The sequence below is a fragment of the Candidatus Thermoplasmatota archaeon genome (assembly GCA_018814355.1).
Classification (GTDB): Archaea; Thermoplasmatota; Thermoplasmata; order UBA10834; family UBA10834; genus COMBO-56-21.
Genome location: JAHIZT010000129.1, coordinates 1 through 22,891, shown reverse-complemented (window position 1 = coordinate 22,891; position 22,891 = coordinate 1). Strand labels below are relative to the sequence as shown.

Below are 22,891 nucleotides of genomic sequence, written 5' to 3'. Positions count from 1 at the left end.
CAGGAAGCATAGCGAGCCTCAGCCGCCTGACACTGGTGGGAAGATCGCCACATCATCTCCATCACGGAATTTCACGGTCGTCAGGTTTCTCCGATCGACATTGAAGCCGTTAACAAGGATCACGAGCCCCTCGGGGTCGGAATCCAATTGATCGAAGATCTTGGACAGGGCAGGCCCGAGGCTCCTCCTCAGCTTCGAGACCATGTCAGTGAGGTCGTCCGCCTCAAGCGCGCATTCCGATGTCCCTGCAGCCTCGCGGACTGTTGCGAACATCTTGACCGAGATTCTCGCCATGATTTCAATCAGTTGAGCGCCTAGCTCTGTATTAAATGATGCCAGTTCAAGGCCGCTGATGGAAGAGGTGGCCGGCATGTGGTCACTGGTGGCCGACGATGACATCCTCTTTGCCATGACATCCTCTTTGCCCAGACATAGTCCGTAACACAAGGAGGGCGCAAGATGAGGAAAGCGAGGAAGGGCATCCCGCGCAGGAATCCGTCGCAGGCCGCGGCGACGGATAGCGCATTGTATCTGTCGCAGCGCAGACAGTCCGTCATTTGAGATGGCGCAGGGCTTGCAGTGATTCAAGGCCTTGCGTTTTATTTCGACAAACTACAACACCTACAAATCTAAATTTGCTTCTTATTAATCACACAACAGTGTCCTTCGAGGGGCGGTGGATAGTTGGGTCAAGCTACAACCTAACCCGCCTGTCCGAATGGTTGGGGCAACTGATATCAAGACCCCACGTCGTTAGAGAGCATTGAAGCCGGAGAGGGACAAGTATTGGCAAGACCCCAGAAATCCAAGCAGGAGGCTACAGTCAGAATCAAAGGAATGCACTGTGCCACTTGCGCTGACACGGTCAAGGAGGCCCTGATGTCGCTAGAGGGCGTCGAGGAAGTTAGAGTGAACCTCGTGACAGAGAAGGCGACATTCGTCTACGACCCCAAGGCCGTTTCCATGGACGATGTGGAGAAGACCATCAAGGAATCCGGATACGATTTGGCGAGGGATGAGATCACCCTCACTATTGGGGGCATGCACTGCGCGACATGCGCTATTTCTGTCCAAGATGCTCTGAAAGAGTTACCGGGCGTCAGGGATGCCAGAGTGAACTTCGCGCTCGGAAAGGCGACAGTCGACTACGACTCGTCAATGGCCTCCGAATCGGATATGAAGAAGGCAGTGGAGGAATCTGGCTACAAGGTCCTCGAGGTACAAGGCGTCATGGCCGAGCAGGCTGCACGTGCGGAGGAGCTCAAGGAGATCTGGAACACCTTGGTGTTCGCAGCAGTGTTGAGCGTACCCGTTGCCGCAATGTCGATGACCTATGACGTTTGGCCCAAAGGGCTGATAGACGAGACCCTGAGGAACATCGTCCTGTTAGTCCTTGCAACACCTGTCCAGTTCTATGCCGGCCTTAGGTACTATAGGGGAACCTACTGGGCTTTCAGAAACCGAAGAGCAAACATGGACACGCTGGTCGTCATGGGCACAACAGCGGCGTGGGTTTATAGCATGGTCGTTACACTGTTCCCTGGCCAAGTCAGCTCCTCAAACGTCTATTTTGACACTTCCGCAGTCATTATCACGCTGGTCCTTGCCGGCAAGTATCTTGAGCTCAAATCGAGAGGAGCCACGTCCGAATCCATCGTCAAGCTGATGAACCTTCAACCCCCGATGGCCGTGGCAATCAAGGATGGCGCAGAGGTCGAGATTGGAGTCGAGGATCTCGTCGAGGGAGACGTGGTCCTCGTCAAGCCCGGGGAGAGGGTCCCGGTAGACGGAGTCGTAGTCGTAGGCGAGTCCGCAATAGACGAATCTCTCGTCACTGGCGAATCGATTCCGAGTGAGAAGTCGGTCGGGTCACAGGTCACTGGAGGGACGGTGAACCTGGGAGGAGTGCTGAAGATCAAGGCTACGAGGGTGGGAAGGAACACCACCTTGGCCCAGATAGTCAAATTGGTCGAGGACGCCCAGAGCACCAAGGCGCCAATCGAAAGGGTCGCTGACACAGTGGCTGGATATTTCGTGCCGATCGTGATGACGGTGGCCATCTTCACATTCCTGTTCTGGTACTTCATCGGGTCCGGTCAATGGGATGTCGGCGACAGACTGACTTTCGCGCTCACCGCTTTCGTGGCCGTGCTCGTGATCGCATGTCCGTGCGCTTTGGGCCTGGCCACTCCCACCGCGATCGTGGTCGGGACTGGGCGCGGCGCGCAGATGGGGGTACTCATAAAGGATGCCACCGCCCTCGAGACAGCACACAGACTGACGACGGTTATCTTCGACAAGACTGGCACTCTGACAAGAGGGGAGCCTAGGGTTGTCAAGACGGAGCTCGGTTCCGCCAAGGACGAGAAAGAGCTCCTTCTTCTTGCCGGGAGCGCAGAGAAGGGCTCGGAACACGTCCTCTCAAGAGCCGTGATCGCGGCAGCGGAAGGTGCTGGAGTCACTCTAGAGACACCGGATGTTTCCAGCGTGGTTGCCGGAGAAGGAGTCACGGCCAAGGTGAACGGCCATGACGTCTTGGTAGGCAACAGACGCATGATTGAACGACTAGGAGCGGACCTCGGCCTGCTCAACGCCAAGATGGAGTCCATGGAAAACGAAGGGATGACAGTGATGGCGTGCGTCTCGGAAGGCGCAGTGCTCGGATTAATAGGTGTTGCAGACACTCTGAAACCGGCAGCCAGTGAGGCGCTGTCAGGGCTGAAGGGGCTAGGGCTGAGAATCGTCATGCTCACCGGTGACAACGAAAGGACCGCTCGGGCGATTGCAAAGCAGGCAGGCATTGACGAATTCAGAGCGCAGGTGCTCCCGGCAGACAAAGCCGGAGTAGTCAAAGCCTTTCAGGAAAGAGGCGAGGTCGTCGCCATGGTGGGGGACGGCATCAACGATGCCCCCGCACTAGCTCAGGCGGACATCGGGATCGCCCTGGGAACGGGTACGGACATCGCGCTCGAATCCGGAAACATCGTCCTCATCGGCGAGGATCTCAAAGGAGTCGTCACCGCCATCAAGCTGAGCAGGCGCACATTCGCAAAGATCAGACAGAATCTGTTCTGGGCGTTGTTCTACAACATAGCAGCCATACCAATAGCCGCGGGGCTGCTCTTCCCACTCACAAACTGGCTCCTCAGTCCAATGATTGCTGCAGGTGCGATGGCCTTTAGCTCAGTGTCCGTGGTCACCAACGCCTCTCTCCTCAGGAGCTTCAGGCCCTGAGAGAGATTAGAAATCCGAGGTCAACATGCCAGTGAACCAATTCAGAGGAACCGGTAATCCTCATGAAGTAGGTAGAAAAGGTTATCTCGGCCCTAACTGATAACAACACAAGAGTCCGCAGGATTGTGGGCCAATTGTCAAGCGACCATGAATGCCACTGCCCACCACCCCCCAGGGCCCCCTGAGCGGTACTCCCCCCAGTCGGATGTGATCTCGTGTTTGATAAGAAGCTCTCGAAAGGATTTCTTGTAGGTACAAATGGCGGGCTAGTGAAGGAGTTTATTTTCAGCTCCAAGGTGGACGTTACCTATGAGCAACTACTTGCCGTCATCCAGGGAAGAGGGGACATCGGCATGATAGGAGCCTTCGAGTTGGGGAAGTTCACAGCCACTGTGGTCAAAGGCGACAAGCTGAGTTTCATAGCCGTCGGGAAGGGCGTAGCCGACGAAGGCGACATCGGGTTCTTCAAGGAGATGCTGAACTCAGTCGAGAGGTCTTTCGACGCGACGATCGACGCACGCATCAAGGCCGCACAGGAGGCCGAGCAGCACGCGAAGCAAGAACAGGGGTCGGCGAAGCAGGCCCAATCAGAACTGGAAAACGACCGAACGGATTCCGTCCAGGAGGAAGCCGAACTCGGGAAGCTCAGGGACGAGCTGGACCATCTGAGACAGGAGACTGTGAAATGGCAGGAGGAGCTCAGAGAGTTCGAGATGCAGGTCAACGAACGGCATGCGCAAATCAACGACAGGGTCACGCTACTCCTCGAAAGGGAGCAGGCGCTCGTGCGGAGCCAACAGGCGTTCGAGGTGGCTTCAGAGGCAAAAAGAGCGCTCATAAGGAAGATGCAGGAGAATGTCGCAGATTCGATGGCCAACTTCGAAGCAGGATTGGCCAAGATTTCAACGGAGAAGGCGGAGCTCTTGGCGAGGGAGAGCGAGTACAAGGCTGCACATAGTGACCACCTAGCTCGGAAGGCCCAATGGGAGAAGGAAGTCGAGGAGGCGAAGGTCCGAATCCAGAGCTTGGACAGGGACAGAGAGGCACTTGCGGCCACAGGGACGCAGCTGGAGACCAAGGAGAAGAACCTGAACGAGTTCAAGAACAGTCTCGATGCGCGCAAGGAAGACCTGCAGACCGAGGTCGCGCAGCTCGAGAACGAGAAGAAGGCATTCGTCGTAGAGAGCGAGACGGCGAAAGGCGAGATGGACGAGCTGCAAGTGTCCCTGGACGACCGCCAGCGCAAGTTGACGCAATCCGAGGACGATGCGAACGCAAGAAAACTGGAATACGAGAAGGCTCTCACGGAGCTGAAACCCCGTCAGGAGCTGCTCACATCCCAAGGAAAGGAGTTCGCCGACCGCGTCACTCAGCTCGAAAATCGGGAGCGCTCGCTTGAGACGGATCGAGCGGACCTCGAGAAGCGCCGGGACGAAATCGAGAAGAACGCCGAGGCGAGGCAGAAGGATCTATCTAGCCTCCTGGTCAAGATAGGAAAGGAGAACGAGGACCTTAGGGAGCGCACGGCTGCTCTCGAATCGAAAGAGCTCACCCTGAGGGAGAGGGAATCCAAGACTGCGGGCTCAGAGGAGAGGGTTGAGGCACTGCTGCGAGACCTCGACAAGAAAGCTAAGGACCTTGAGAAGCGCGAGAACACAGTCAAGGACGCTTTGGAGGCACAGCAGATCACTGTCCAGACAATCGCGGAGAGAGAGGCAGCAATGGCCGAGAGGGAGAGAGCGCTGCTGGCAAAGGAAGGAGCAATCGCCGAGTCTAGGGTGAAGGGTGAGGCTCAGGAGCAAGAGATCGCCCAGATGAAGAAGGACCTCGAAGCGATCAGATCCGAAGTGAGCCGAAGGGAGGCGGTCCTAGCGGACGAGACCCGCGCAACCAACGAGCGCGAGGACAAAGTCCATGAAGAGCTCGAGAATCTGCGTAGGAGACAAGAGGGCCTGAAATCCTCAGAGGAGGGCCTGGACTCGCGTGTGAAAGCCCTCTCCGAGAGGGAGAAGGCCCTCGAGGGAGAGACGCTCAAATCCAAGACGAAGATCGAGGAAGAGATGCAGCGTCTGGACACGGAGCGGAAGCACGTGGCCGGAAGGTTCGCCGAGCTGGAGACGACGGAGAAGGCGCTTGCGGCGAAAGGAGAGGATCTTGACAAGGCCAAGAAGGACGTCGACGCACGAGAGCTGGCTTTCAATGAGAAGGTCGAAGAGATGAACAGACGCCGGGAGGGCCTGTCCTCGGAGATGGATAAGCTTGCTCAGGAGAGGTCCAGGGTCGAGAAGATGAAAGAGCACCTGGACAAGCGCAAGCAGGTAATAGGAGAGCAGGTCGACAGCATCTCTGAGATCACGAAGAAGCTGGAGGAGCTTAGGGCGAGGTCGAAGCGCAGGACGGAGGAGGTTCAGGCGCAGACGACGGCGCAGGAGCCCCCGAACCAGTAGCCTCCGTTCGCCCGTTACATTTGCGCTCACGCGAGTGCGGGCCATCCCTTCTCGATGCTGCGAGCAGCAGAGACAATGGTGCGTCTGAAGAGCGGCTTGTTCTTCGAATCCAACATTAGGTGCTTGGACACATACGGCCGGACCACGTCGATGACGTCCATGCTTGAGGTCCTCTCATAGCTTTGGACCATGCGCAGACACAGATCGAACTTTATTGGGGTGAAGAATGGTTCACTTCCAAGGATCGCAGCGCAAAGCTGCCCAACGTCATCCAGCGGATCGCCGGGACCGGCGTCTTCGAGGTCGACGCCAAATATCTTTTCATCTGACAGTATGAAGTTCGAGAGCACAGCGTCTTTCATCACCTTGGTGGTCGGGCCATGTCCTAGGAGACCGTGGAAGCTCGCGAGCCATTCACCCATGCCCTCTGCTGCCCGGTTGCTGAACATGTGGTTGATGAGCGTGTCGCATGTCTCCCCCTGGACGTACTCGGACACAAGGTAGTCTCCTTCCATGAAAAGGGGGTATGGGACATTCAGGCCTGCGCCCTTGGCCTGAATGATTACCTCGAACTCGTTCCCGCATCTGCCCGAGAGCGACTTCTTGACTACGACGGGTCTGACGTCCGTCTCTACGGCCCACACCCGGTTCCTTCTGCTGGGCACCAACCTGACCGTGCCCAACACGACTCTCTGGTTCAGAGCCTTCTTGATTGCCTCCCATCCGAAGGCATCGAGCATGGTCAAATCACTAAGCATGCGATGGAAAAACGCTGTTCCTGAAATAAAAAGGCTCTGGTCAAAGAATCAGGTGAACCGTCCAGAAGCAGAAGTGCTTGATTGTGTCCGGCCTACTTCCAGGAGATCGAATCCTCTCTCATTGAATCCATGAGCTCCTTGGTGACCCTCAATGCCTCATCTGGGTCGTTGGCGTGGAGAGCTTGAACGGCGCTCTTGATCTGAAGAACGTATTGTGATATGTCGACGCCCAACGCCTTCGCCTCTGCTAGATGTGTCCGAGCTCTTGCGATCTCAGACCTCACAAGATCCGGTATGCTAGGCGCTACCATCTCCTCTGTCTGATGAGCTAGCGCCGTGACCAGATTCCAATCGCCATCTCTCGCGGCCTCCCATGCGCTCCCCATCAGCCTCCGCGCCTTGGTCGTGTCTGTCCCGAGGGAGCTTATGTCAGAGATCAGGTGCTCTATTTCCTCGAGAAGCCTGGCAGACCCCGGGAAACCTCTGAGAGCCTCTCTATAGAGCAGCTCCTTTGACCTCGACCTAGTGCCGAGCAGGCTGAACAGGTCGAATTTGTCTGGCCTTACCATGGGCTCTCTTCGTGCGGGCTTCTCGACCGCTGAATCCCCAGCGGGGGGCTTCTGGGGTTCAGACTCCGATTCCGCCTGTTCCGCCAGTATTCCATCCGCGAAAATCGCACCGCAGAACGGACAGTATGGGTCCGACTCCTTGACGATCATGTCGCACTCCGTGCATTGGAACAGCGGGCTGTCGTCCTGGGGCACGGACACAGGATTGACCAGTCTGGGAGAGAGCGTCGCCTCCTTCATCTTCTCACTCATGCGACGCTCCACTGTGCCCGACCCTCCTGAGAGCTCCCCGGGAACGGTGTCAGCTGGACGCAGAATCCTCTGGAGTTTCTTGTGGTACCGGTCCGCCTGAGCATCCGGGAGTTCGTTCTGCGTTTGGCTCTTCCGAGGAGCAGATGAGTAGGGCAAGCTAGTTCTCACTCCGACAGCGTTTGTGTGCACGTAGAGTCTGGCAGTCCAGGCTATAATAATCATGCTCTACCAGTATCACCAGATGCAAACCAGGCCATACGACGTTCAGATTGGGCCTGAGCGAGGTCTATTTCTTCTTGACCATCTCGATGAACTGTTGTTCGTCCAGGACCGTTTTGTTCAGGTTCCTGGCTTTCTCGAGCTTCGACCCAGAATCCTTCCCCACGACCACGAAATCGGTAGCCTTCGTGATAGATGATCCGGACTTTCCTCCGAGAGCCTCTACAGCAGATTCCGCCTCGGAGCGCGTCATAGAGCTGAGCTCCCCCGTGAACAGGAAGATCTTCCCAGCCAACGGTCCACCGGCCTTCTTGACCACCTCTGTCTTCAGACCAGCTTTCCTCAGACGGGCCAAGAGCTTGCGGTTCTCCGGGCTGCTCATGAAGTCCCTAACAGCCTCAGCGACGACTTGGCCGACGCCCTCGCTCCTCGACAGCTCCTCGACCGACGCCGACTCAAGCCCATCCAAGCTGCCCATGGTCTGCGCGAGGACATCCGCCGTGGTGCGTCCGATGTGCCTGATGCCAAGGGCATAGAGCACGTTTTCGAAATCCCTCTTCGTGCTGGACCTTATGGCATCCAGGATGTTCTGGGATGATCTCTCTGCGATTCCATCCAGAGTCAGCAGGTCCTCCCTTGTCAACTTGTACAGGTCCGCCGCATCCGAGACGAGACCTTTGTCTACCAGCTGATCGACCAGGGCAGGTCCGACGCCTTCGATGTCCATCGCGGTCCGTGAGCAGAAGTGCATCAGACGCTCCTTGACCTGAGCGGGACAAGATGCGTTGACACATCTTCGTGCGGCTTCGCCCTCCTCTCGGACAGCCTTGGACCCACACACAGGGCACGTCTGCGGCATCTTGAACTCTCTCTCTCGACCGGTCCTCTTGTCCACGATGGGTTTCACGACCTGCGGAATCACCTCGCCCGCCCTTTCGATAAGCACATAGTCCCCGATCCTCAGGTCCTTGCGCCTCACCTCGTCCTCATTGTGAAGGGTTGCGTGTGAGATGGTCACTCCCCCAACTTGCACAGGTTCGAGTATCGCCACAGGCGTCAATGTGCCAGTTCTGCCGACCTGCACCTGGACATCCAGCAGCCTAGTGGTCATCTGTTTTGGAGGATACTTGTATGCAATAGCCCATCGCGGCTCCTTGGAAGTGAACCCCAATCTGACCTGCTGTGCAAGCGAGTTGACCTTGATGACGATCCCGTCGATCTCGTATCCGATGGAATCCCTCCTAGACTCCCACGAGGCAATGTGCTCCAGCACCTTGTCGATGGAGTCGAACTTCATCGTGTGAGGACTTGTGCGGAGGCCCGCTTTCCTCATCGCTTCGAGACACTTCTCGTGCGTCGACGGCATCGAGCCTTCACTGTATCCCAGCGTGTAGAAATACGCCTCCAACGGGCGTGACGCTGCAATCTTCGGATCAAGCTGCCTTATTGACCCTGCAGCCGCGTTCCTTGGATTGGCGAACAAAGGCTCACCGCTGGTCTCCCTCTGCTTGTTCAGCTTCCAGAGCCCCTCGGTCGGCATGTAGACCTCGCCGCGGACCTCAACGGTGCGAAGACCGCTTTCGGGTTTAAGCTTCAGCGGGATGCTCCTGATCGTCTTGATGTTCGAAGTGACTTCCTCTCCTATCCGGCCGTCGCCCCTCGTAGCTCCTCGAACGAGCGCTCGATCCTCGAAGAGAAGCGCAATCCCCAGCCCGTCGATTTTCAGCTCTACTACATACTCGACCGATTCTCCTCCGAGCCACTTCCCGACCCGAGCGTCGAACTCGCGCAGCTCCTCTGATGAGTAGCAGTTCCCGAGGCTCAGCATCGCTACCTTGTGCTCCACCTGAGGGAACTCCTCGAGTGGTTTTCCCGAGACGCGCTGGGTTGGTGAGTCGGGCATGACAAGGTCGGGGTACCGCACTTCTAGCTCCGCTAGCTCCTTGACGCGGACGTCGTACTCGTAGTCCGATATCTCGGGGTTGTCCTCCGCGTAGTACTTCCCGTCATGATAGGTAATCTTGTCGACCAGTTCCCTCATCCGCTTCTTGATCGCGGGCCGGTCATCGCTCATGGCCTTCCTCCGTGGAGCCGTCTCGAAAGCTCCTTCCATCGCAGCGTGTTCATGACGTCCTTGTGCTCAAGCCATCCGCGCCTGGCTGTGATGATGCCGTATCTGATGTAGCCCATCTGCTCAGTCCTGTGGGCATCGGTCCCTATGGCCATCATGACACCGGCATCCTTGGCCTGCCTACAATGGACGTCTGACAAGTCCAACCTGTCTGGGTGTGAGTTGATCTCCATGCATACTCCGGCCGACCTTGCAGCCTCGAAAACCTTGTCAAGATCGACTTCGTAGGGGTTCCTCTGACCTATGAGCCTGCCGGTCGGATGGCCAAGTATGTCGATCCGACCAGATTCGATGGCCTTAATCTCGCGCGCGGTCATCTCCGCCTTGGTGCGCTTGAAACCCGAGTGAACAGATCCGATAACCAGGTCCAGGTCCTTGAGAAGGCTGTTCGGGAAGTCCAAGGACCCGTCCGCTTTGATGTCCACCTCGCTCCCAGCAAGTACCTTGATCTTGCCACCCGCAGAATCCTCCGCCTTGCGGATGGATTCGATCTGATTTTTCAAACGATCAGCTGAAAGGCCCTTGGCGATCTTGAGGCTCTGCGAATGGTCCGTGATGGCCACATATTCGTATCCGCGATTCACTGCCTCTAAGACGACATCGTCGATCTTGTCCGCTCCGTCACTCCAACTGGTGTGAACGTGCATGTCACCGAGTATCTGGTCGTCACGGACCAGATCAGGGAGCCGGCCCTCCCTGGCCGCCTCGATCTCGCCCAAGTTCTCCCTCAGTTCAGGCTCGACATACGAAAGCCCGAGAGCTTTGTATACCTCTTCTTCAGTTTCGCCAGCGACCTTCTTCCCAGATTCTCTCGTGAAGAGCCCATACTCGTTCAGCTTCAGGCCCATGCTGACGCCCATTGTGCGCATTGTGACATTGTGTTCCTTCGAGCCGGTGAAAAAGCAGAGGGCAGCCCCCCAGCTCTTTGTGTCAACTGCCCTAACATCGACCTGTAAGCCGCCCTTGAGCCTGACGCTCGATTTGGTTGGCCCCTTCATGAGGATTTCGTCGACCTCTTGATAGGAGACAAAGGTATCCATGATGCCAGCGGGTTTGTCGTCACCCACAAGGATGTCGATGTCGCCCACCGTCTCCTTCCCACGTCTCAGACTGCCGGCCACGCTAATCTTGTCCAAAGGCTGTGACGACCTGAGGTATTCTACATAGGATTCGGCCACGGGGAGGGCATGGCCAAGCAATGTTCTGCCCCCCTTGGATTCAAGAGTCCTCACCCCCTGAAGGATGCGCTCCTCAGTCTTCTCGCCAAACCCCTTGATCCCGTGGAGCTTGTGGTTGAGTACAGCCTCCTTCAACCCATCGACGGAGGAGATCCCTAGCTCCCTGTAGAGGACCATGGCCGTCTTAGGTCCAACATCGGGGACCTTCAGGATCTCGACCAGGCCAGGCGGGACCTCGGACCGAAGCTGGCTCAGATATCTTAACTCGCCTGTTGCGATCAGCTCGTCGATCTTCTCGGTCATTGCCTCGCCCACACCTGGGATGTCCTGCAACCTGCCTTCGGCAGCGATTTTGTTAATGTCCTCCTCAAGCGCATTGATGTTTCTCGCCGCGCGTCTATAGGCGTTGGGCTTGAATGCCACTCCCTGGAGGTCCAGCAGATCTGCGATCTCGAACAAAACATTTGCTACATCGTCATTGTCCATGAGACATACCAGGTTCCAATCCAAATCCACGATGCTTCGAATATACGTTTCCATAGACCGTGCGCATTCCCATCTACTTATGCATCATTCGGCGACAGATACTGGCTGGACTTAAGCGTCATTCTATTATACCACATCTGATATAACTATACCATCGGAGATATGATTAGGATGCTCTCGCGTGAGTCTTTGACAATACTGGCTCGGAAGGGACGCGTTGAGATAATTCGCGCACTCAAGTCATATCCCGACCGTGATTTCACTATCAACGAGCTTTCGAGGACGGCAAAAGTCCCGACGATGACCACCTGGAGGGCTGTGAAGGAGTTGAAGAAGACAGGTCTCGTGAGGACTCGGAAGATCGGAAACGCGATTGGCGTGACCCTGACGGAAGACAGGGAGAGACTGAAAGTCCTTCGGATGATTCCTGACACGGACCCACAGAGGACGGCAGCCAGGGCATATGCCAGTCGTCTCGGAGAGCAGCCGTGGATACTGGAATGCAGGCTCTTCGGGAGTATCGGTCGCGGGGAGCACGCCCCGGGAGAAGAGGTAGATGTCGCTGTCGTCTATGACGACAGCTCGGTAACGGAAGGCCAGGCGAAGGAGATTGCGACCTCGCTTGCAGCTCTCGTGAAGGAAGAGACGAATGTGGCAATAGTCCCGTTGTGCATAGCCCAGAAGGAGATGACAAGAAAGGGTGGGCTTGCAGCTGAGCTAAGGGACAAGGAGAGCATCTGGAAGCGCTGAGCCAGATGTCGTCAGGACTATGCGATTATCAGATTTGGTAGGTCGACCACGGCATTGATATACTCTCTGAACCAAAATAGACCATGCGAAAGAAAGTCTGCGGTTGATATGGCCATCATACCAAGGACGAATCTCGGATTGTTTCTGACAGCGACTCCATTCATCGTGATTGTCGTCTACATAGTGTTCTCGTTGCTGAACGAGGACGATGGAGTACTCATGGGCAATGCAACCAATCCGGTTTTCGCCCTGGCTGCTGCAATCCTCGCTTTCGCGCTCTACTGGTTCACTAGGAAGAGCCCGTCGCCCGAGATCAACCTCGGGTTGGTGGTCGCGTTCACCCTATTGGCATTGGGAGAGCTGACCTGGAGCATCTACGCGGAGGTGATCGACGAAGAGGTCACTGTTTCTCTCGCTGACCTCTTCTGGCTAAGCGGCTATGTCGCCTTGATAGCCTTGCTGTTCAAGGTCATCCGTGACGCAAAGGTCAAGATCTCTCGCCAGATCATTGCGGTCCAGGCTGCGTTCTGGCTGGCAGTTTCTCCGCTCCTGATATACGTGGTCCGCGAATCATATGGTTCGACGGACATGTCCACCCTGGAGAAAGTCACCTGGAACCTGTACACTCCCCTAGACGCAGTCATACTTAGCCTCGTCATCATGCTCATATGGTCGTTCCGGAAGGGCCTCCTCGAAGACTGCTGGATCATCGTCGGAGTCTCAATTGCCTTCTATACAGTGGGCGATTCGCTTTACACAATTTACGAGGCCTCGGGTGCATACTCAGTGGGATCGATGCCAGATGTCTTCTACATAGGGTCGTACGCCATGCTCAGCCTTGGATTCGGCATGCTCCTCCTCTCCAGTGCGAGGTTCCCTTCAGTGGAGCCAGCCCCAGAGACCTATGGCTCAAAAGAGGCCATGAGAGAGCTCGCTCCAAGGAACACCTATGTCATCTGGAGCACGGACTCCAGAAGGGGCTATGAATTGATCGTGCAAGGCCTCAGCCAAGGTCTTGAGGGACTGATCATCACGCGGAAGCCTCCCAGCATGATCAAGCCTACCTACGGCCTCAAGAAGACTGCCATGATCTGGCTTTCGACCTCCCCTGGTAGCGAAGCGATTCACCCGGCGAACACAGGTATCCTGACCGGTACTATCGTCAGATTCCTGGAAAAGGGCAAGAACTCAATCATACTGGTGGACGGTTTCGAGTCGATAGTGACGTATGCCGATTTCAAGAAGGCCCTTACAACGCTTGACCACTTGAAGGACCTGATTGTCGCCCATAATTCCCGGCTGATTGTAACTGTCGACAAGCGCACGCTGACCGAAAGAGAAGCCGCGCTCATAGAGAAGAGAGCAGTACTCATCCAGGGCTGACGCGAATCGGAGTGTCACTTGACACGAGAGAAATAGTCGTATACCAGCCTCGCGATCTTGGCCTCCGCAATCTGGGCCTTCTCAGGGTTCTTCTCTCCGAGCCTCTTGAAGAAGACGCAAAGGATGATGTGCGAGTTCGAGTTCACGTAGATTATGCCGGCATTGTTCACGGATCCAGCGGTCACTCCGGATCTCGAGGCAACGACTACGTCGTCGGAGAGGTAGTGAGGAACGGAGGAGGAGCCCAGGTTCCTCATCATCATGCCGAGCATCTCCATGCTAGCCTCCCTGGACACCACTTCGCCTTTGAGCGTCTTTTCGAGCAGGATGCCTATCTCACGCGGGGTCCCGATGTTATCGAAGACCTGGTCGTATTCGCGTTGGGTTCTGAACTTCTTCTCCTCCTTCATCCCGTAGAGGTTCTCATACTCCCTTCGGAAATCCTCGATGGATAGGTTTGCGAACTCGGTGTCAATCTCGTTCAATATCTTCATCCTGCCAAGGTCGGAGAAGCCCTTCCATTTTCGCCCGGCATCCTGCACGAGCATGTCCTTGAACGGCCCCTTCCCCATCGTCAGAAGGAAGCCCTCTCTCCATGGAAGGTAGATCGAAGTCTTCGCGAGCCCCAGCTCGCGGATCAGCATGTTGACCCTCTGAATTCCAATCCTCTTCCAGAGCATCTCCGAGGCGGTGTTGTCCGTGGCGACGATCATGAGGGTGATGAGGTCGCGGATTGTGAGCTCAAGACCGGGAGAGAGATACTGGAGTATTCCAGATCCGATACAGTAGTTCCTGTTCTCGAGCTTTATCTTCTCGTCCATCGAGAGCAGACCCTCGTTCACCTGCCTGTATGCCTCGACCATGATGGGAATCTTGAAGACGCTACCCAGGGGGAATATCTTGTCGGCATCAATCGCAATCTCTCTGCCAGATTCGACATGTTTCATGTAAAGGCCCAATTGACCCTTCACGTCCCTTGTGGTCTTCTGTATCTCGGAGCGGAGCTTGGCTAGCTCGATGTTCGATGATGACTGTCTCCTCTTCTCTATTGTCATAGACGACCGCCCCTCAATACCCTCAGAGAGAGGAGGACAGATTCAGCTGAATCGTCTGAGTCCTCCTAGCTGCTGGGAAAAACGGATTGGGATGTTGATATTTAGGTACTTCTGTTCGACATCGGTCCGTCGCTCGTCCAATCCAGATTCACCTTGATGTCATATTCTCAATAACTTCTTTAAATCTGAGCGGATACCCACAGGACGAAGGTGGGACACATGACCTCGGGAGACTTCAGGAAACTGAGCATGAGAAAGAACTCCACGCAGCTGATCGATAGGGACGCCTTCCAGCGCATCCATGACGAATCCCTCGACGTACTAGAGAGAGTGGGGGTCAGGATTTATAGTGGCATCGCCCTCGACCTCTTGCGCCAGCATGGTGCAGATGTGAACAATGAGAAGCAGATCGCGAGGATACCCAAAGACCTGGTCGAGAAGTCCATCAGGAGCACCCCGAAGGAGTACAAGCTTGGCGCGCGTAACCCCGATTTCGACGTCGAGCTGGACAACTCACATGTCTACTTCACTTTTGATGGGTGCGGGGTGCAGACAATCGATATCGATTCCGGCAAGAGAAGACCGGCCAGGAAGCAGGACATAGTCGACTGCGCGCGCCTGGCGAACGTCCTGCCCGGGGTCGGGTACTTCACACCTTCAGTAGCGCCCCAAGACGTGCCATTGCATGCACATGTGTTGCACCAGATCCACGCAGCCTACTCCAACACCGACAAGTTCGTGATGTCTGAGTCCACGACGACGGGAGCGGAGGCGAGGCTCCAGATTGACATGGCAGCCGCAGTGGCCGGCGGTAGGGATAAGCTGCTGCAGAAGCCGAATCTCGCAGGAATCATTTGCGCTGTTCCTCCGTTGAACCTGGACGGAGGAGGCAGCGAGGCGACGATAGAGTTCGCGAAGGCAGGGGTTCCGGTCATGATGATGAGCATGGTTGAGGCCGGCGTCTCAGGGCCCGTCACCATGGCTGGGACACTTGTGGTCAGCAACGCAGAGATCATGGCGATCCTGACGCTCACACAGTGCGCTAGGAAGGGCGCGAAAGCGATCTACGGTTCTACCCTGTCCATGATGGAACCGAGGACAGGAGCATATGTGTCGGGCTCTCCAGAGGCCGCGCTGTTATGCGCCGCGATCGTGGACCTGGCTAAGCACTACAAACTCCCCGCCCAGGCAGGGACCTTCGGAACCAACGCGCTTGTTCCTGGTAGCCAGGCAGCCACGGAGCACTGTCTGGGGACTCTTCTCGCAGTCAACGCTGGTGCGGACATGGTCAACGGTTTCGGCTTGCTTGAGGCATCGACGGTGCTATCGTTCGAGCAGCTCATGCTTGACTACGATATCGTCACGGAGTTACTGCACATTGCCAAGGGGATAGATGTGAACGATGAAACCATCGCTGGCGACCTCATCAGAGAAGTGGGCATCGGAGGAACATTCCTGGCAAAGAGGCACACGCTCAAACACCTCAGGGACGCATGGTCCCCCATGGTATTCGAATACGGAACCTACGAGGACTGGGTGAAGCACGGCTCAATCGACCCGGTCAGAAGGGCCAACGCGAAGGCGAGGGAGCTCTTGAAGGGTGCAAGATCGGTGCCTCCGGAAGACGACGTTGCAAAGGAGCTCCAGGACATCGTCAGGAAGAGCGAGAAGGAACTGAAGTAGGTTGACCCTCAACAGATCAGATTCTCGGTCGAAATCCCTCGGCCAGCTTTCAGTGCACAAGCCATCGAAAAATGGAAAAGGGAGATTGAAAGAGAGCAGGGACCAGGTCAGTTGGGGGGAAAGGGGGAGGAGAGTGGCTGACTCCTTGGTCCAGAAGGAAAAACTTCTTTCCCTCTCTCAATCTCTCAGCTCACAGAACGCTCTTGACCCTTCATATAGGTGTTGTCCTCGAAATCAACCGTGATAACAACGTATGGACGCCGCCAAGGTACAAGCATTTAATGAGGAAACGGGATTACTGGACACATAAGGCAGTTGGTCCAATGCCGCAAGTTCCCGTAAGCCTGCCAAGGAGAATCCGGGCCGTCGTTTTCGATCTCGACGACACGCTTGTCGAATCGACCGTGGACTTTGCGAAGTTCAAGAGACTGGTCATCCAGAGGATAGCGAATTACGGGGACGACGGTTCACTCTACAGCCCAAATGAGACCATCGTCAAGATAATCGCCCGTTTCGAGGACAGGATGCGAAACAGGGGCATCAATGAGGATGAGATGCGGACCATGCTTGCCGATCTGGACATGATCATGGATGGGGTTGAACTGGAGCGGGTCTCGGAGACCACGGCGATAAATGGCGCCGTCGAGCTGTTGGGCTATCTGAGGAAGAAGGGAATAAGAATCGGGATACTGACAAGAGGTTGCGAGGAGTATGCGCTGACCGCGTTGAAAATCACCGGGATGCAGACCCTTGTGGACAAGGTCGAATGCAGGAACTCGAACACGAAAGCGAAGCCGGACCCAGATTCGTACCTGAACCTTGTGAGGATCCTAGGCGTGCCGAAGGAGGAGACAATCTTCGTCGGTGATCATCCGATTGATGCCCAGTGCGCTGCGAATGCAGGAGTCCCGTTCATGGCAGTGCGGACAGGGGATGTTCCCGAGGAGGACCTCAGGGACGCTGGGAGCGTCGAGATCTTCCCCGATGTCAAGCACATGATAAGCTGGTTTGAGAAGCTACTAGGCGATTGAACGATAAAAGGAATCTACAATCGTATCGTTTGATGATAGTGGATAAATTAAGCACCCTATCTCGGGTGCGCGTCCAAGAGCCTCAGAACACCCGCTTCGCCCGAGCCGATGACCGACTCCTCCTGAACGTCTCCCTCTGAGCGAGGTACAATCGGTTCCATGCACCTCTCGAGCAGCGCTAGCTCCCTCTGGCCGACGGTTCTCGGGTCCATTGGGACAATGAGGATGCAGTCGTTCGTCACAACTGTGTCCCTCAACTGGTGCATGAACTGGAGCATGCGGTCGTATGTATTCAACGTGATAAGATAATCAAGGCCGTCTAACACCACAACTGTATTCTTTGCGCCTTCGACGAAATTCCTGACCTGGCTCATCAGGATGCCAATCGCCGTCGGGTTGATCCTTCCGTCGCCAACAAGGTTGGTAAGCCAGAGCATTCTGCAATCGCCGATTCCATACTCGGACAGGAGCTTCTTCGGGAAATCTCGTGTGACGATCAGCCCGTTGTATCCTGCGGACAGCTGTTGGTCGAAAAGCTCGAAGCTTACCTTGGGTCGCCTCTCCTCGACGAGGTAGACGTTGCCTGGCTTAGGCTCAGAACCAATGACATAAGCTGAGCTACCAGCTGAAGTCACTACTGCATCCCATCCGAGTTTAGTATATGTTTAGTCGATTTATATAATACTGTTGTCCAGGCTTCGCGGAGATGACACAGACAGCTCGCAAATACAGGACCGCGAGATACAATCACATACGGGAGCAGAAGACCCTTATCCTGTCCTGGCCCACTTCGCCGAACCTGCACTTCGCGCAGTCGAAAATCGTGGCTGCAGACCGCATTTCATAGTAGCAAGGGGCTACGAAGAACTTCGTGACGCCACCACAGATGACCCGCGACTTGCCATCAACCACGCTCCCTTGCGGGCAACTCTCGCACTCGCTGGCATTGACAGACCTTGCTTCTCCGAGGTCGCACGTAGTCAGGAACAGCTTGTGCATCTTCTGCGTCATAGCCTGCTTGACCTCAATGTACGACCTCTCTGATATCGTTTGCTTCGACAGACGAGAGGAAGTGGGGATGGCCCGGTCCAGGTCGCGTCTATTCCTCTGGCCTGAGCTCAAGCCCGAGGGCGGACATGCTCTTCTTGTAGGCCTTGATCACGCCTTTGTACTCCTTGCTCGGCCTGCGAGTCTCAGGATCCCAGCACTCGTACAAGCTCTTGCCCAGCGGAGGCGCTTTCAGCTTCGATTCGTACTTCCCCAGGAGCTTCTTCACCAGTTCGTTCGCGTCCGAGAGCTTCATGCCAGCCACTGCGTGGCCCACCTCGGCAGAAATCCTCGGCTCAACTGGAGTCGTCCTGTCCTCGTGCTTGTTCGTCGCTACGCCGAGCGACTCTATAGAGAGTCCAGCAGTGACCGCTGCAGTCACTGACGCCGATGTCTCAAACAGGCACATCGGAGTGCATGGTCCAGCTGTCGTGTAGTTCAGATTCAGGCTCAGGAGATGAGTGTTCCTTGAGACCGCCTGACCCATCGTGCTGATGACCCAGAGCATGTCCCTGGGGCTGCTGGCAACATACTTCAGATGAATCGTGAACGGCAGCAGCCATGACGACTGGTAGGTCAGGATTCCCATCATGTGGTGCGCGACATTCGACACCGCAGTCCCTTCGGGTCCGCCGGAGTATCCTCCCAGAAGAGGTCCGAAACACATTCCAATCGGACCGCCCAACGACAGTGCGACTGCGACCTTGTTCAACCTTGCGAAGTCGACCTTCATCGGGTCCATGCAGCATATCATGTAGCCATCGGATGGGCGCATCCCGAACTTCGGGTGCATGGCCGCAGCCAGTGCGATATCGGATTCTGCAGTCGCGAGGGAGTTCATTATGGGTATTCCCTGGCGTCCCGCCCTATTGCACGCCTCTCTGGCGAGCACCGCATTCCTCTGGGCTGCCATGACCTCCAGGGGCGAGGCTGGCCTGACCCTCATACCCCCGACACGCGTTATGGCCGGGGTGGTGATCCCATTTGTCTCGGGTATCTCCGCGTAGCCTTCCACCAGCGTAAGGAACGATCTGTCACTGGAGCATGCACCCCCTCCAGCGCCCAGGAGGCACCAAGGAGGTGTCTTGTCCCCGACCTTCCTGTTGACGAGGGCTTTTCTGTCCCTTCCCTCGCCGAAGTGCACCTTCGACGGGGCGGTCCTAAGGGCGTTCTTTATTTCCGCCTCGGTGTAAGAGATGACCCGTCCGCTGGTCGTGCAGTATGCGCCGACATCGACTAGGAGCTCCATCCCGGCCTCAAAGATATCGTCTGCCAGCGAGTTGTCGTTCGGGATGGGGTTGCTCGGGTCGAACTTGATCTTGTGCTCTCTGACCTTCTCCTGAACCTTGGGCGCGAAAACCCTTAGCTGGTAATCGGTTTCGCTCATTGGCTTGCCGTTAAGGGCCTTCTCCATAACGTCTAGGATCTGTACCACGGACTCACCTGCCCTTGACGAACTTGTCGGCCAGCTTCACGGCCTCTACGGCGGTCATGCCGCAACCGTCGGCCCCGATCTCCTTCGCCCATTCCTTTGTAGTGGGACCGCCGCCCACGAGTACTGCGAACTTCTTCCTGTCTCCAGAAGAGACCAAGTAGTCCACGATGTCCTTCTGTGAACCGATGGTACTGGACATCAGGGCTGATGCGCCAATAATCCTGGCTCCTGCCTTTCTGGCCTCTTCCACGAATGCGATGGTCTTCACATCGACGCCCAGGTCTATGACGTTGTATCCACCTGCCAACATGAGGCTGGCGACGATATTCTTGCCGATCTCGTGCACGTCTCCCTGGACGGTGCCAATCACCGCAGTCGCTTTGTAGCCTCTCGATCCCTTTGGAAGCAGCGGCAGCAACAATGCCAATGCGGATCGCATGGCATCGCCCGCGAGCATCAGTTCTGGAAGGTATAGCTCCATCTTCTCGAACTTCTCGCCCACTTCTTCGATAGCTGGCACGAGGCCCTTCTCGATAGCCAACAGGGGGTCCATCTTAGTCGCGATGACCGCCCTTGCTGCGCTCACTGCTGCCGCCGAATCATATCCCAAAACTGACTTCTGTAGGTCTTTCAGAATCTTGTCGCTGCTCATTACCCCACCTTGCCGAGCCACCGGGCCGTGTCTTGTCGAGGGCACGGGACTCTCGGTTAATTTGCTGACCTCTACATTAACCTTCGTCTGCTAGAAGGATGTGACCTTCGTTTCGACCTCTCAGGATTGAGAGTGGACGAGGCTGAGCCTTCTGGCGGAGACACCGATTGTCGTCCCCGGATTCAGACAGCGAAAGCTTTTAAGACTGGATAATGCTAAGTGGTCGCGGGCATCGAAAACAGAGCTAGCCAGAGTCCAGCTGGCTCCGTGTTGGGAGTTAGAATCCAGATGGCTTCGATGATTGACAAAGATGAGTTGCTTACAGAGCTATCAGATGGGATTGTGGTCTGCACAAAAGAGGGCGACATAGTCTATTCCAACCCCGCTTTTGCACGGATCTTGGGACAGAGCCCCGACGATATCAAGACGAAGAACCTTGCGAAGGACCTTGTGGAGAGGAACATCGAGTGGAAAGCCATGGTCTCACTGCTCGAGCAGGGCGGTCTTGTCGAGGACTACGAAATCAAGTTCAAGAAGACGGATGGCGGCACAGTCTGCGCGTCGATATCATCCTCATTGCTGAGAGATGCGACCGGCACGCTGATCGGTATTGCCATCGTGCTGCGGGATATCACAACTCGGAAGAGCCTTGAACATGAGCTCAGGGACAAGGCGTTCAGGATCGATGTGATGAACAAGATCGCCAGGGTCTCGGCGGCGGACCCGGATGTCAGAGGACACGCACTGGCGAACATCAGCTTCGAGCTCAAGAAACTGATGAACTTCGACATGATCACAGTGGGGATCACGGAGCAGAACGGCAGGCATGTCGATGTCATATTGCCTGATCCAGAGAAGCCCAATACCACTAATTCTCTCGGCACGGTCCCCTTCGAAGGCAGTATTGTTGAAAAACTCAAGTTCGGCAGGACCGCAATCGTAGTTGGCAAGGACGCAGGGAGAAAGCCGTACACCGAACTGGGGATCATGGATGCCAGCAGATACATGTCAATGCTCTGCGTGTCGTTGACCAGCAGAGGGCAGACCATCGGTTCTCTCAACATCTATTACTCCAAGCAGAATGAATACAACTTGGAGACCGCGGACATACTGCAGACGGTCGCGGACCAGATCGCAGGACTCGTGGACAACATGGCCCTGATGTCCCACCTCGAGAAGAAGGTCAAGCTCCAGGAAACCCTAGTGAGATCTGGGGTGGAGCTTCAGAAGGCCATCAACACCCAGCAGATATACGCGGCCATCGCATCCAATCTGAGAGAGGTCATAGCCTACACGGATCTCTCCATGTACTTGGTCGATTGGTCCAAGAGGATGATCTACCCGGTCTATGCAGTGGGCAACTACGCGGACGAAGTGATGGCTTCTCCAGGGACCGTGGACGAAGGAGTAGTGGGAGTGGTTGCGAGGACAGGGAACGCGGAGTTCATGGACGATGTTGATTCTGATCCACGGTCAGTGGGTATCCCCGGCGAACCGCTGGAACACAACTCAATGCTGGCCGTCCCATTGGTCAATCCTGACGGCGTGATGGGAGTCTTGGAGCTGTACAGACCGAAGGGACATGTGTTCACCAACAGTGATCTGGAAGCTGGAAAACTGTTCGCGCAACAGGCGTCTGTGGCGCTCTCGAACGCCAACCTGGTCTCCAAGCTTCAGGAGGCAAACAAGGAGATCGAGCTGCTGAACGACCTCATGTTCCACGACATCAATAACTTCAACTTCGCAACTCTGAACTACATCCAGGCGATCGCAGGGTTGAAGGAGATCCCGCCGGAGCACAGGGTGTACCTTGAGAAATCGCTCCGTCTCATAAGACAGACGGCTGAGCTCATCGAGAATGTCAAGAAACTGACGAAGATCGGCATCATGAACTCAGAGGACTTCGTACCGATTGACCTTTCTCTCGTACTTAGGAAGATCGTATCAGGACTTGAGAACTCGTTCCCTGGGAAGGCCATAAGCGTCAAGATGAATGTCCCGGAATCATCCTTCGTTCTGGCGAACAAGCTGGTCGAGGAGCTGTTTGTGAACCTGCTTTCGAACTCTGTCAAGTACGACCCTCAAGAGGAGGTAGAGATAGACCTCGACTGCGGCAAGGTAGTGGAGGACAACAGGGCATTCTGGAAGGTCTGCATATGCGACCACGGCAATGGCATAACAGACGACAAGAAGCCGATTCTGTTCCAGAAGTATGTGCGATTGAAGCCTGACCCAAACACCCCGGGTACAGGGCTAGGCCTATCGATATGCAGGGCCCTGACGGACAAGTTCGGCGGAAGGATATGGGTAGAGGACCGCGTGCACGGCAAGAGCGAGTTGGGGTCGAAGTTCTGCGTGGTCCTTCCAGCGGCAAAAGACGTTCGACCATAGCCTCACTAATGGTGGGCTGATGGACAGGTCAACTACCACCCGTTGAAATGGGTGGCTTGTAACTGACCTCGACGGAGGTTCGATGCTCCGTGTCACTGGTCGCTACGATCGGCCCGTTGACGGTGGGCCTGCCAACCAAGGCGTTGCCGAGGCTGGCGATGTTCCTTGCCGCGTTGAGGTCGGCATTGAG

At 55.9% G+C, this 22,891-nt stretch carries 17 protein-coding genes; 7 read left to right on the top strand and 10 right to left on the bottom strand.

Going from position 1 to position 22,891, the window contains the following annotated elements; genetic code table 11:
• Window positions 1–18 precede the first annotated feature (18 nt).
• On the bottom strand, window positions 19–411 hold the full coding sequence (locus KJ653_09975; GenBank protein ID MBU0686154.1) for a MoaD family protein: 393 nt from the start codon (window positions 409–411) through the stop codon (window positions 19–21).
• A gap of 375 nt (window positions 412–786) precedes the next feature.
• Between KJ653_09975 and KJ653_09970 the strand changes: the two genes are divergently transcribed.
• Together KJ653_09970 and KJ653_09965 are read left to right on the top strand one after the other, a co-directional pair.
• Window positions 787–3,234 (top strand): heavy metal translocating P-type ATPase, encoded by a 2,448-nt coding sequence (locus tag KJ653_09970; protein MBU0686153.1) that lies wholly within the window; start codon window positions 787–789, stop codon window positions 3,232–3,234.
• Window positions 3,235–3,449: 215 nt separating this feature from the next.
• Window positions 3,450–5,681, top strand: coding sequence for a hypothetical protein (locus KJ653_09965; GenBank protein ID MBU0686152.1), 2,232 nt, complete (start codon window positions 3,450–3,452; stop codon window positions 5,679–5,681).
• A gap of 26 nt (window positions 5,682–5,707) precedes the next feature.
• On the opposite strand, the gene KJ653_09960 is transcribed toward KJ653_09965, so the two are convergent.
• The 4 genes from KJ653_09960 to polX all read right to left on the bottom strand — a co-directional run bounded on the left by KJ653_09960 (window position 5,708) and on the right by polX (window position 11,274).
• Window positions 5,708–6,439, bottom strand: a complete 732-nt coding sequence (locus KJ653_09960; protein MBU0686151.1) for a phosphotransferase — start codon at window positions 6,437–6,439, stop codon at window positions 5,708–5,710.
• 92 nt (window positions 6,440–6,531) lie between these two features.
• Window positions 6,532–7,260: a hypothetical protein gene (locus KJ653_09955; GenBank protein MBU0686150.1), complete on the bottom strand. Its 729-nt coding sequence runs from the start codon at window positions 7,258–7,260 to the stop codon at window positions 6,532–6,534.
• 286 nt (window positions 7,261–7,546) lie between these two features.
• Window positions 7,547–9,553, bottom strand: coding sequence for an NAD-dependent DNA ligase LigA (gene ligA / locus KJ653_09950; protein MBU0686149.1), 2,007 nt, complete (start codon window positions 9,551–9,553; stop codon window positions 7,547–7,549).
• Window positions 9,550–11,274 carry a DNA polymerase/3'-5' exonuclease PolX gene (gene polX, locus KJ653_09945; GenBank protein MBU0686148.1) on the bottom strand — a complete coding sequence of 575 codons (1,725 nt, stop codon included), beginning with the start codon at window positions 11,272–11,274 and terminating at the stop codon, window positions 9,550–9,552. The genes ligA and polX overlap by 4 nt, the downstream gene beginning before the upstream one ends.
• Before the next feature lie 171 nt (window positions 11,275–11,445).
• Here polX and KJ653_09940 point away from each other — a divergent pair, with 171 nt between their 5' ends.
• On the top strand, window positions 11,446–12,024 hold the full coding sequence (locus KJ653_09940) for a nucleotidyltransferase domain-containing protein (protein MBU0686147.1): 579 nt from the start codon (window positions 11,446–11,448) through the stop codon (window positions 12,022–12,024).
• 108 nt (window positions 12,025–12,132) lie between these two features.
• Window positions 12,133–13,407: a DUF835 domain-containing protein gene (locus KJ653_09935; GenBank protein MBU0686146.1), complete on the top strand. Its 1,275-nt coding sequence runs from the start codon at window positions 12,133–12,135 to the stop codon at window positions 13,405–13,407.
• Window positions 13,408–13,421: 14 nt separating this feature from the next.
• Here KJ653_09935 and KJ653_09930 read toward each other — a convergent pair whose 3' ends face one another.
• The gene (locus KJ653_09930; protein MBU0686145.1) at window positions 13,422–14,462 is read right to left on the bottom strand and encodes a class A beta-lactamase-related serine hydrolase; all 1,041 of its coding nucleotides are present in this window, start codon (window positions 14,460–14,462) and stop codon (window positions 13,422–13,424) included.
• A gap of 219 nt (window positions 14,463–14,681) precedes the next feature.
• Between KJ653_09930 and KJ653_09925 the strand changes: the two genes are divergently transcribed.
• Together KJ653_09925 and KJ653_09920 are read left to right on the top strand one after the other, a co-directional pair.
• Complete coding sequence (locus KJ653_09925; GenBank protein MBU0686144.1) at window positions 14,682–16,145, top strand: trimethylamine methyltransferase family protein; 1,464 nt, start codon at window positions 14,682–14,684, stop codon at window positions 16,143–16,145.
• Between the two features lie 323 nt (window positions 16,146–16,468).
• Window positions 16,469–17,176: an HAD family hydrolase gene (locus tag KJ653_09920; GenBank protein ID MBU0686143.1), complete on the top strand. Its 708-nt coding sequence runs from the start codon at window positions 16,469–16,471 to the stop codon at window positions 17,174–17,176.
• Window positions 17,177–17,232: 56 nt separating this feature from the next.
• Here the strand turns inward: KJ653_09920 and KJ653_09915 are convergent, their stop codons facing one another.
• From KJ653_09915 to KJ653_09900, 4 genes are all read right to left on the bottom strand, one after another.
• The gene (locus KJ653_09915) at window positions 17,233–17,811 is read right to left on the bottom strand and encodes a DUF835 domain-containing protein (protein MBU0686142.1); all 579 of its coding nucleotides are present in this window, start codon (window positions 17,809–17,811) and stop codon (window positions 17,233–17,235) included.
• Window positions 17,812–17,923: 112 nt separating this feature from the next.
• A complete protein-coding gene (locus KJ653_09910; protein MBU0686141.1) occupies window positions 17,924–18,187 on the bottom strand; it encodes a hypothetical protein in 264 nt (87 codons plus the stop codon).
• Between the two features lie 88 nt (window positions 18,188–18,275).
• Window positions 18,276–19,658 carry a monomethylamine:corrinoid methyltransferase gene (locus tag KJ653_09905; protein ID MBU0686140.1) on the bottom strand — a complete coding sequence of 461 codons (1,383 nt, stop codon included), beginning with the start codon at window positions 19,656–19,658 and terminating at the stop codon, window positions 18,276–18,278.
• Between the two features lie 4 nt (window positions 19,659–19,662).
• Entirely contained in the window at window positions 19,663–20,310 is a 648-nt protein-coding gene (locus KJ653_09900; GenBank protein MBU0686139.1) for a cobalamin-dependent protein, read from the bottom strand.
• A gap of 288 nt (window positions 20,311–20,598) precedes the next feature.
• On the opposite strand from KJ653_09900, the gene KJ653_09895 reads away from it, so the two are divergent.
• Entirely contained in the window at window positions 20,599–22,701 is a 2,103-nt protein-coding gene (locus tag KJ653_09895) for a GAF domain-containing protein (protein ID MBU0686138.1), read from the top strand.
• The last annotated feature ends 190 nt before the right edge of the window (window positions 22,702–22,891 follow it).

Excerpts from the sequence above, each read along its gene's own strand:
- KJ653_09975 (MBU0686154.1), bottom strand. The coding sequence starts at position 411 with ATGGCAAAGAGGATGTCATCGTCGGCCACCAGTGACCACATGCCGGCC.
- KJ653_09960 (MBU0686151.1), bottom strand. The coding sequence starts at position 6,439 with ATGCTTAGTGATTTGACCATGCTCGATGCCTTCGGATGGGAGGCAATC.
- KJ653_09955 (MBU0686150.1), bottom strand. The coding sequence starts at position 7,260 with ATGAGTGAGAAGATGAAGGAGGCGACGCTCTCTCCCAGACTGGTCAAT.
- ligA (MBU0686149.1), bottom strand. The coding sequence starts at position 9,553 with ATGAGCGATGACCGGCCCGCGATCAAGAAGCGGATGAGGGAACTGGTC.
- polX (MBU0686148.1), bottom strand. The coding sequence starts at position 11,274 with ATGGACAATGACGATGTAGCAAATGTTTTGTTCGAGATCGCAGATCTG.
- KJ653_09940 (MBU0686147.1), top strand. The coding sequence starts at position 11,446 with ATGCTCTCGCGTGAGTCTTTGACAATACTGGCTCGGAAGGGACGCGTT.
- KJ653_09935 (MBU0686146.1), top strand. The coding sequence starts at position 12,133 with ATGGCCATCATACCAAGGACGAATCTCGGATTGTTTCTGACAGCGACT.
- KJ653_09930 (MBU0686145.1), bottom strand. The coding sequence starts at position 14,462 with ATGACAATAGAGAAGAGGAGACAGTCATCATCGAACATCGAGCTAGCC.
- KJ653_09925 (MBU0686144.1), top strand. The coding sequence starts at position 14,682 with ATGACCTCGGGAGACTTCAGGAAACTGAGCATGAGAAAGAACTCCACG.
- KJ653_09920 (MBU0686143.1), top strand. The coding sequence starts at position 16,469 with ATGCCGCAAGTTCCCGTAAGCCTGCCAAGGAGAATCCGGGCCGTCGTT.
- KJ653_09910 (MBU0686141.1), bottom strand. The coding sequence starts at position 18,187 with ATGACGCAGAAGATGCACAAGCTGTTCCTGACTACGTGCGACCTCGGA.
- KJ653_09900 (MBU0686139.1), bottom strand. The coding sequence starts at position 20,310 with ATGAGCAGCGACAAGATTCTGAAAGACCTACAGAAGTCAGTTTTGGGA.
- KJ653_09895 (MBU0686138.1), top strand. The coding sequence starts at position 20,599 with ATGGCTTCGATGATTGACAAAGATGAGTTGCTTACAGAGCTATCAGAT.